Genomic DNA, 10,160 nt, shown 5'->3' with positions numbered 1-10,160 from the left:
CTCTGATTAATTACGCTGGGGGAAACTTTCTGTAGAAAGTTTCCCCCAGACCCCCTTCAAAGACTTTTAATACGAGTTGGTTTCCCCCTGTTTTGCTTGGCAAAACAGGGGGAAACCAACTCGCGTTAAAAGTTTTTGGAGGGAGTCTGAGGGAACCGGGGGTCTGTGACCCTTTTACAAAAAGCTCCCCTCAGTGTAATAAATCAGAGTTTCTTAAAGGCGTAAGGCATCGCGGCGCCGTAATACGCAACGAAAGGAAGAGACCTCAAACGATGGCGAAATCGCTTGTCATAGTCGAGTCGCCCGCCAAGGCGAGAACGCTCAACAAGTTCCTGGGCAAGGACTTCACTGTCATGGCCTCGGTGGGCCACATAAAGGACCTCCCCAAGAGCAAGCTCGGCGTGGACATCGAGAAGGACTTCGAGCCCCACTACGTCACCATAAAGGGCAAGGGCAAGACCATAGCCGAGCTCAAGAAGGCGGGCAGCAAGGCCGAGAATATATACCTCGCACCGGACCCCGACCGCGAGGGGGAGGCCATCGCCTGGCACATAGCCGACGAGGTGGCGGGGAAGAAGAAAAAGGCCAGGGTCTACCGCGTCCTCTTCAATGAAATAACCGAGCAGGCCGTGAAGGAGGCCATCGCCCACCCCAGGGAGCTGGACCGCAACAAGTTCGAGGCCCAGCAGGCCCGCCGCATCCTCGACAGGCTCGTGGGCTACCAGGTGAGCCCCATCCTCTGGGAGAAGGTGCGCCGGGGGCTCAGCGCCGGGAGGGTGCAGTCCGTGGCCGTAAGGCTCGTATGCGAGCGCGAGCGGGCCATACAGGCCTTCGAGCCCAGGGAGTACTGGTCGGTTACGGCGCTTCTGAAGGCCGGCGGGGACGGCGGGTTCGAGGCCAGGCTCGCAAAAAAGGGCGGCGCCAAGATAGAGATAGGCAGCGAGGCCGAGGCCTCGGCCGTGGTGGCCGAACTCTCGAACGCCGAGTTCGTCGTCGCCGAGGCGGAGAAGAAGGAGAGGAAGCGCAACCCCCTTGCGCCCTTCACCACGAGCAAGCTCCAGCAGGAGGCGGCCAGAAAGCTCGGCTTTACGGCCAAGAAGACGATGGTCATCGCCCAGCAGCTCTACGAGGGGGTGGACATAGGCGAGGCGGGACCGGTCGGGCTCATCTCCTACATGCGGACCGACTCCACGAGGGTGTCGGCCGAGGCCGTCACCGCGGTGAGGACGCTCATAAAGGAGCGCTACGGCGACGCCTACCTCCCGAAAAAGCCCAACGTCTACCGCAACAAGAAGAGCGCGCAGGACGCCCACGAGGCCATAAGGCCCACCTACTTCCAGTACCCGCCCGAGGCGGTGAAGCCCCACCTCTCGCGCGATCAGTTCCGCCTCTACCAGCTCATATGGAACAGGTTCGTGGCGAGCCAGATGGCCCCGGCGCTCTTCGACCAGACAAGGGTGAAGATAACGGCCGGCGAGTACGTCTTCCAGGCCACGGGCACGGTCATGAAGTTTCCGGGCTTCACGGCCGTATACGTGGAGAGCCGCGACGAGGAGGAGGAAAAGGCCGCGGCGCTGCCTCCCCTCTCAAAGGGAGACAAGCTGGAGCTGAAATCGCTTGTGCCCCAGCAGCACTTCACACAGCCGCCGCCGCGCTACACCGAGGCAACGCTCGTAAAGGAGCTCGAGGAGAACGGCATAGGCCGCCCCTCCACCTACGCCGCCATACTCTCGACGATCCAGGAGCGCGAGTACGTGGTGAAGGAGGGCTCGCAGCTCAAGCCCACGGACCTCGGCTTCCTCGTCACCGACATGCTCGTCGAGAGCTTTCCCGAGATACTGGACGTGGAGTTCACGGCCCACATGGAAGAGGAGCTCGACCTCATCGAGGAGGGGAAGGTCCCGTGGCTCGGCGTGATGCGCGAGTTCTACGGGCCGTTCAAGGCGAGCCTGGAGCGGGCCAGGACCACCATGAGGAACGTCAAGGCCGAGGAGGAGCCGACCGACATAGAGTGCGACAAATGCGGCAGGAAGATGGTCATAAAGTGGGGCCGCAAGGGCAGGTTCCTCGCCTGTCCGGCCTATCCGGAGTGCAAGAACACCAAGGACTTCACCATCGACGACGACGGCAGGGTCGTGGTCGTGGAGCGCGAGGAAGAGGTCCGCGGCCAGTGTCCCCAGTGCGGAAAACCCATGGTCCTCAAGAGCGGGCGCTTCGGCCGGTTCCTCGCCTGCTCGGACTATCCCCGCTGCAAGACCACCAGGCCCTACTCGACGGGCATAAAGTGCGGCGCCGAGGGCTGCGACGGCGAGCTCGTGGAGCGCAGGACGAGGAAGGGCCGCATCTTCTACAGTTGCTCGCGCTACCCCCAGTGCGAGTACGCCACGTGGAAGCTGCCGGACAAGGAGAACTCCCGCTGAGGACGCCCCGGCGGAACGGGTCGGGGTGTATGGCTGGCGCAGCCGGAGCGGACGCAAGTCCCAATACCGCTTGACTTTACCGCCCCTTTAATGGATAATCTCACAAGGCATCGACCGCCTCGCCGTGCGGGGCATACGGCGGCCGCAGACTATGGCGGACCGACGGCCGTCCCCGTAATCAACCTGCAATAATACAAGGTGATCCGATGGCCAAAAAGATACTCCTTGCCGACGACAGCATCACCATACAGAAGGTCATAGCCATTACCTTCGCCGCCGAGGACTACGAGCTCGTAACGGTCGGCGACGGCGATGCGGCCGTCACCAAGGCCAGAGAGATAAGGCCCGATCTCGTCATGGCCGACGTGGCCATGCCCGGCAAGAACGGTTACGAGGTCTGCAAGGCCATAAAGAGCGACCCCGAGCTCGCCTCGGTGCCGGTCATGCTCCTTGCGGGCACCTTCGAACCCATCGACAAGGAGGCGGCCGCCGAGGCCGGCGCCGACGACCACATCGTAAAGCCCTTCGAGAGCCAGGAACTGCTCGACAAGGTCAAGGGACTGCTCGCAAGGGGCGCGCCGGCCGGGGCCGGGGGCGCCGCCGAGAGGGCCGAGGGGGCCGGAGGAGCCGGGGCATCGGAGGCCGGAAGCCGGGAGTTCGAGACCCTGAGCCTCGAGACGGCCGAAGGAGAGGGACTCGGCGACACCACCGTCATAGAGACGGCCGAGCTGGTGGGCGAGGAGCCGGAAAAGGCGCAGGAGAGCGCGGGGGCGGTCCTCTGGGATGCCGGAGACTTCGTATCGCCCGAGAAGACGGGCGGCGGCGGAGAAGCGGGCGCCGGGGAGGCCGAAGTCCCCGGCGGCGAGGAGCTCGAGATACCCGACGAGTTCGTCGACCTCGACGTCTCGGACGAGGACCTCACCCCTATCGAGGAGGTGACGCCCTCGGGCGCCGAGACCCCCGGCGCCGAGGACTTCGCCATGGTCGACTTCTCGCTCGAAGAAGAGGCGGGGCCAGCCGAGCCGGAGAGGCCGGCCGCTCCGGCGCCCCCGGCCGCACCGGCCCCCGAGACGCCGGTGGAGACTGACTTCGAAGACCTTGCGGCCGGTGACCTTGCGGCCGGTGACCGGCCTGCGGCTGCGGCCCCCGAGGCCGCGACCCCGGAGCCGGAGCCGGAGCCGCCAGCCGCAGAGGCCGGGGCCGTCGGGCAGCCGCCCGCCCGGCGGCCTAAAGAAGCCGCGCCGCAGCCGGCTCAGGCCCGGACCGCCGAGCCCGAGCCACCCGCGCCGCAGTCGCAGGCCGCCGAGGCCCTCTCCCTCCTCTCCAGGGAGGAGATCGGAGAGATCGTAAGCCGCACGGTGCGCGACGTCGTCGAGGAGGTGCTCTGGGAGGTCGTGCCCGACAAGGTGGACGAGGCCATCAAGGCCGAGATCGCGAGGATAAAGGAGGCCATCGCGCGCTCCAGGTAGGCGCGCTCACCATGGTCCGGCCCTTCCGGCGATAGGGCCTTTCCACGAGTACCGGGATCATGCGTCCCCTCATGGTCGCCTGCATCGCCCGACCTTCAACGGGCCTGCCGACTTGTGAGGGGTTTTTATTTGAGGCGAAGGGGGCCACCGCCGGGGCGGGCTCCCCGCTATCGCCACGGACATTCCGTCATCGAGGTTATTCGCTGAACATGGCTGTAAAGAGTCTTGAGAAGGTATACGACCCGGCCGCCGTCGAGCGACGGTGGTCGGAGTACTGGATAGAGGAAGGATTGACGCGGGCCGACGTGAAGAAGGACGCCGAGCCCTTTTCTATGGTCATCCCGCCTCCCAACATAACGGGCACGCTCCACCTCGGCCACGCCCTCAACGTCACGCTCCAGGACATCCTGGCCCGCTACAGGCGCATGGAGGGCCGCGACGTGCTCTGGCTTCCCGGCATAGACCACGCCGGCATAGCAACGCAGAACGTGGTGGAGCGCCGGCTCGCCGCCGAGGGCACGGACCGCCACGCCCTGGGCCGCGAGAGGTTCGTGGAGCGCGTGTGGCGCTGGAAGGAGGAGTCGGGCGGCACGATCATAAACCAGCTCAAGCGTCTCGGCGCCTCCTGCGACTGGAGCAGGCTGCGCTTCACCATGGACGAGGGGCTCTCGCGGGCCGTGCGCGAGGTCTTTGCGCGGCTCTACGGCGAGGGGCTCATCTACCGCGGAGACTACATAATAAACTGGTGCCCCCGCTGCCTCACGGCCCTCTCGGACCTGGAGGTCCAGGCCGAAGAGACGGCCGGGAAGCTCTGGTACATGGAGTATCCGCTCAGGGACGGCCCGGACGGGCGCACGGGTGTCGCCTCGCTCGTGGTGGCCACCACCAGGCCCGAAACCATGCTCGGCGACACGGCCGTGGCCGTAAACCCCGCCGACGAGAGGTTCAGGGGGGTCGTGGGCAGGACGGTGAGGCTGCCGCTCGCCGGACGCGACATCCCGGTCGTGGCCGACGAGTCGGTGGATATGGAGTTCGGCACGGGGGCCGTGAAGATAACGCCGGCCCACGACTTCAACGACTTCGAGACGGCGAAGAGACACGGCCTCGATATGATACGCATAATGGACGAGCGCGGCGTCATGAACGAGAACGCCGGGGCCTATGCGGGGCTCGACCGCTTCGAGGCGAGAGAGAGGGTGGTGGCCGACCTCGAGGCGCTGGGACTTCTGCGCAGGGTCGAGGACCACAGGCTCATGCTCGGCTCCTGCTACCGCTGCCACACGGTGGTGGAGCCCACGCTCTCCAAGCAGTGGTTCGTCAAGGTCGCTCCGCTGGCTGCGCCCGCCGTCGAGGCCGTCGAGAAGGGACGCACGCGCTTCATCCCCCGCAACTGGGAGAACCTCTATTTCGACTGGATGCGAAACATCCGCGACTGGTGCATATCGCGCCAGATATGGTGGGGCCACAGGATACCGGCCTGGTACTGCGCGGCCTGCGACCACGTGACCGTCGCCGCGAGGGACCCCGACAGGTGCGAGAGGTGCGGCTGCGCCGAGATCAGGCAGGACGAGGACGTGCTCGACACCTGGTTCTCCTCGGCGCTGTGGCCCTTCTCCACGCTCGGCTGGCCCGAGCGGACCGAGGAGCTGCGCCGCTACTATCCCACGTCGGTCCTCTCCACGAGCTTCGACATCATCTTCTTCTGGGTGGCCAGGATGATGATGATGGGGCTCAAGTTCATGGGCGAGGTGCCCTTCCGCCACGTCTACATCCACGCCCTCATCCGCGACGCCGAGGGCCGCAAGATGAGTAAGAGCAGGGGCAACGTCATAGACCCGCTCGTCATGATGGAGAAGTACGGCACCGACGCCCTGCGTTTCACGCTCGCCGTGCTGGCGGCCCAGGGCCGCGACATAAAGCTCGCCGAGGAGAGGATAGAGGGCTACCGCAACTTCTGCAACAAGCTCTGGAACCTCGCCCGCTTCACGCTCATGAACGTGGACGCCGCCGCCGCGGGCGGAGGAGCGGAGTACGGCAGGGCCGAGCGGTGGGTGAAGACGAGGCTCGGCCGCTGCCGCGACGACGTCGCCTCGGCCATCGATGCCTACCGTTTCGACGACGCCGCCAAGGCGCTCTACCGCTTCGTCTGGCACGAGCTCTGCGACTGGTACGTGGAGCTCGTGAAGCCGGACCTCCGGGGCGAGCGCGGCGACGAGCGCCAAAGAGCGGCCTCGGCCGCGCTCGTCTCCGTGCTCGGCGACACGCTCAAGCTGCTCCACCCCTTCATGCCCTTCATCACCGAGGAGATATGGAGCTACCTGCCGGGCTCGCGGGGGCCTCTCATGACGGCCGCCCTGCCCCGCTGCGACGAGCGATGGGAAGACGACGCCGCGGCCATGGACAGGGTCATGGACGTGATAAGGGCTGTGCGCAACGTAAGGACCGAGATGAACATAAGGCCCACGGCCGAGCTCGACTGCACGTGCCTGGCCGCCGACGCCGCCGCAAGAGAGGTCCTCGCCGAATGCGAGCCCTTCATCAGACGGCTTGCGAGGGTGGGACGGCTCACCGTGGCCGCCTCAGGCGATAGGCCCTCGGACGCCGTCTCGGTCGTCACTTCGGATATCGAGGTCCTCGTGCGGCTCGGCGGCCTCGTGGACGTGGAAAAGGAGACGAAGAGGCTCGAAAGGGAGATCGGCAAGGTGGGGGGCGAGCTTGCGGGGGTGGAGAAGAAGCTCGCAAACCGCTCGTTTCTGGAGAAGGCGCCGGCCGAGGTGGTGGAGAAGGAGAAAAACCGCCTCGAAGAGCTCAGGGCGCGGCGCGAAAAGCTCGCCTCGGCGCTGCGGCGCATCGAGGGGCTCGGAGGTTAGGCCGTGGCCCGCGGATTGTCCCTGTCGAAACTCGCCTCGGCGGGCGGCCTTCCGGCCCTGGAGGAGTTCGTCGAGCTGCTGGTGAGGACCGCCGTCGTCGAAGACATGGGAGAGGGCGACATAACGACCGACTCGGTCGTCGACGGCCGCGCAAGGGGCGAGGCCGCCATCGTGGCCCGCGAGCGCCTGGTCCTTGCCGGCCTCTTCGTGGCCGAGCGGGTCTTCAGGACCGTCGACGACCGGCTCAGGGTAAGACGCCTGGCGGACGAGGGGAGCTGGGTCCGGCGCGGCGCGACGGTGGCCGTCGTAAAGGGACCGCTCGCCTCCATACTCAAGGCCGAGCGCACGGCCCTGAACTTCCTCCAGCGCCTTTGCGCAGTGGCCACCCTCACCCGCCGCTTCGTCGACAGGACCGCAAGACGGGGTGTGCGCATCACCGACACGAGGAAGACCACGCCCTGCATGAGGGTCCTCGAACGCTACGCCGTGCGCGCCGGCGGCGGCGAAAACCACCGCTTCGGCCTCTTCGACGCCGTGCTCATAAAGGACAACCACCTGGCCGCCGTAAAGGTCCCGAAGGGCGGTTCGGCCGTGGCCGAGGCCGTGAGGCTTGCAAGGGAGCGACACCCCGACATGAGTATAGAGGTCGAGACGGCGACACTTGCCCAGGTGAGGGAGGCCGTGGCCGCCGGGGCCGACGTCATAATGCTCGACAACATGAGCGAAGCGAAGATGAAGAGGGCCGTGGAGATCGTGGACGGAAGGGCGCTCGTCGAGATATCGGGCGGCGTTACGCTCGAGAACGTGGCGCGCCTTGCCCGCCTGGGAGCGGACTTCATATCGGTCGGGGCGCTCACCCACTCGGCGCCGGCCGCGGACCTGAGCCTTAAGATAGTGAAGTGATGGGAAGGAGCGGCGCAGAAGCAGGCGTTGACGCCGCCATCGTGGGGCTTCTCAAGCAGAGAGCGGGGCGCTGGCACTCGGGGCAGGCCCTGAGCTCGGAGCTGGGCCTGTCGCGCACGGCCGTCTGGAAACACATAAAGGGACTGCGCCGGGCGGGCTACGCCATAGAGGCGAGCCCTTCCAGGGGCTACAGGCTCGACCTCTCGCGCCTTCCCTTCAACGCCGTCGAGATAGGCGCGGGCCTTGCCACGGAGTTCGTGGGCCGAAGCCTCCACTTCCACGAAGAGCTCGACTCGACAAACAGGACGGCCCACGAGCTGGCGGCGGCCGGAGCGCCCGAGGGCGCGGCCGTGGTGGCCGAGAGCCAGCGCGCCGGCAGGGGCCGCCTCGGCCGCAGATGGCACAGCCCTCCGGGGCTCAACATCCATACCTCCATAGTCCTGCGGCCCGCCGTCGAGCCCCACCGCGCCCACGGCCTCACGCTCATGGCCGCCGTGGCCCTCGCCGAGACCATCGCCTCCACGGCCGGCGTCCGCCCGGCGCTCAAGTGGCCCAACGACGTGCTCATCGAGGGACGCAAGACGGCCGGCATACTGCTCGAGCTCGTGAGCGAGGCCGACAGGGTCGGTTTCGTCGTCGTCGGCATGGGGGTGAACGTCAACTCCACGGCCGACGACTTCCCGCCGGAGCTGCGCGGCAGGGCCACGTCGCTGCGGCAGGCCGCGGGGACGGAGCTGTCGAGGACCGCCCTGCTCCAGGCCCTTTATCTGAACGTCGAAAAGTGGTATAAGGTACTTCTCCACGCCGGCCTCGGCCCGGTGCTCGACGCATGGCGCGGCTACTTCGGCCACGAGGGAAGGACCGTCAGGGTCCGCGGCCTCGGCGGCGAGACCGTGGAGGGCGTCTGCGCGGGCGTGGACTCCGACGGGGCGCTCCTTGTGCGCAGACCCTCGGGGCGCGTGGAGAGGGTGCTGGCCGGCGACGTGGAGGACTTCGCCGAGGACGCCGGCCGCCGCCATGAAGAAGGCCCGCCCGCGCCCTGGGATCGACCATGCTCCTGACCATAGACATAGGCAACACCAACATAACCCTCGGCGTCTTCGACGGTGAGCGCCTTGTGCGCCACTGGCGCATAGGCACGAAGAAGGCGAGGACCGCCGACGAGTACGGCCTCATGCTCATGAGCCTGCTCTCCCACTCGTCCATCGCGCCGTCGGAGCTCGACGCGGCGGTGATGAGCTCGGTGGTGCCGCCGGTGCAGGAGACGGCCCTTGCGGCCCTGCGCGACTACCTCGGCATAAGGCCCCTTGTGGTGGAGCCGGGGGTGAAGACGGGCATGCCCATCATGACCGACAACCCCAGGGAGGTGGGCGCCGACAGGATAGTGAACGCCGTGGCGGCCTACGACCGCTTCAAGGGACCGGTCATAGTCGTGGACTTCGGAACCGCCGTAACGCTCGATTATATAACGGCCAGGGGCGAGTACGCCGGAGGCGCCATAGCGCCGGGCGTGTCCGTGTCGGCCGAGGCGCTCTTCCACAGGACCTCGAAACTGCCGAGAATCGAGCTCAAGCGCCCGCGCTCGGTCATAGGAAAGAACACCCTCGAAAGCCTCCGCTCGGGACTCTTCTACGGCTTCCTCTCGCTGGTGGACGGCATGGTGGAGAGGATGAGGAGCGAGGCCGCCGCGGAGACCGGGACGGGACGGATGAACGTCATCGCCACCGGCGGTTTCGCCGCCCTCTTCGCCGGAGGCAGCCGCACCATAGATGAGACCGACGAGTTCCTCACGCTCAAGGGCCTCAGGATCATCCATGACACGAACAGGCCGGAAAGAAAACGGGCCGGAGCCGGACTTTGAGGAGGGCAGGCGTCTGCTCGAAGCCGGCAAGCTGGACAAGGCCTACCGGGCCCTGAGGCGGGCCTACGGCGCCGACGGCTCGAACCCCGAATACATGTCCTACTTCGGTCTCGCGGCGGCGCTGAGAACGGGCGAGCTGGGACTCGCCATGGAGCTGTGCACCGACGCCATAAAGAGGGACTGCCGCCGCGCCGACTTCTACCTGAACCTCGGCAAGGTCTACATGGCGGCGGGCAACAAGAAGGGCGCCCTCAAGGCCCTCAAACGGGGACTGGACCTCGCCCCCGACAACAGGGAACTCTACGACCTGCTCGTCAAACTGGGCGCCAGGGAGCCTCCCATAATCCCTTTCCTCAAGTGGTCCAACCCCATAAACGTCCGCCTCGGCGTCCTCTTCAGACGCACCATACCGGACCTCTTCAGGGAGCGGGGACCGAGACACCTCGAAAAGGAGGGCGGAAAGGGAACGGACAAGGACGGCCTTTAGGGAAGCTCTGATTTATTGCACTGAGGGAACCTTTTTGTAAAAAGGTTCCCTCAGACTCCCTCCAAAAACTTTTAACGCCCTGCGGATCATCCCGATTTTGCAAGCAAAATCGGGATGATCCGCAGGGAATTAAAAGTCTTTGAAGGGGGT

General features: G+C 66.1%; 7 protein-coding genes. All 7 read left to right on the top strand.

All coding sequences use genetic code 11. The features are described from left to right. The first annotated feature begins 92 nt into the window (after nt 1–92). Entirely contained in the window at nt 93–2,420 is a 2,328-nt protein-coding gene (topA, locus tag ENJ37_04010; GenBank protein HHL39648.1) for a type I DNA topoisomerase, read from the top strand. A gap of 206 nt (nt 2,421–2,626) precedes the next feature. Further along, a complete protein-coding gene (locus ENJ37_04005) occupies nt 2,627–3,889 on the top strand; it encodes a response regulator (protein ID HHL39647.1) in 1,263 nt (420 codons plus the stop codon). A gap of 209 nt (nt 3,890–4,098) precedes the next feature. Next, nucleotides 4,099–6,759, top strand: a complete 2,661-nt coding sequence (locus tag ENJ37_04000) for a valine--tRNA ligase (protein ID HHL39646.1) — start codon at nt 4,099–4,101, stop codon at nt 6,757–6,759. Between the two features lie 57 nt (nt 6,760–6,816). After that, a complete protein-coding gene (nadC, locus tag ENJ37_03995; GenBank protein ID HHL39645.1) occupies nt 6,817–7,662 on the top strand; it encodes a carboxylating nicotinate-nucleotide diphosphorylase in 846 nt (281 codons plus the stop codon). Then, complete coding sequence (locus ENJ37_03990; GenBank protein ID HHL39644.1) at nt 7,662–8,723, top strand: biotin--[acetyl-CoA-carboxylase] ligase; 1,062 nt, start codon at nt 7,662–7,664, stop codon at nt 8,721–8,723. Before nadC ends, ENJ37_03990 begins: the two co-directional genes overlap by 1 nt. Beyond that, nucleotides 8,714–9,523: a type III pantothenate kinase gene (locus ENJ37_03985; GenBank protein HHL39643.1), complete on the top strand. Its 810-nt coding sequence runs from the start codon at nt 8,714–8,716 to the stop codon at nt 9,521–9,523. Before ENJ37_03990 ends, ENJ37_03985 begins: the two co-directional genes overlap by 10 nt. Continuing rightward, nucleotides 9,432–10,010, top strand: a complete 579-nt coding sequence (locus ENJ37_03980; GenBank protein HHL39642.1) for a tetratricopeptide repeat protein — start codon at nt 9,432–9,434, stop codon at nt 10,008–10,010. Before ENJ37_03985 ends, ENJ37_03980 begins: the two co-directional genes overlap by 92 nt. Nucleotides 10,011–10,160 lie beyond the last annotated feature (150 nt).

It is taken from the genome of Deltaproteobacteria bacterium, from assembly GCA_011375175.1.
Classification (GTDB): domain Bacteria; phylum Desulfobacterota; class GWC2-55-46; order GWC2-55-46; family DRME01; genus DRME01.
This window is presented reverse-complemented; position numbering and strand designations above follow the sequence as displayed.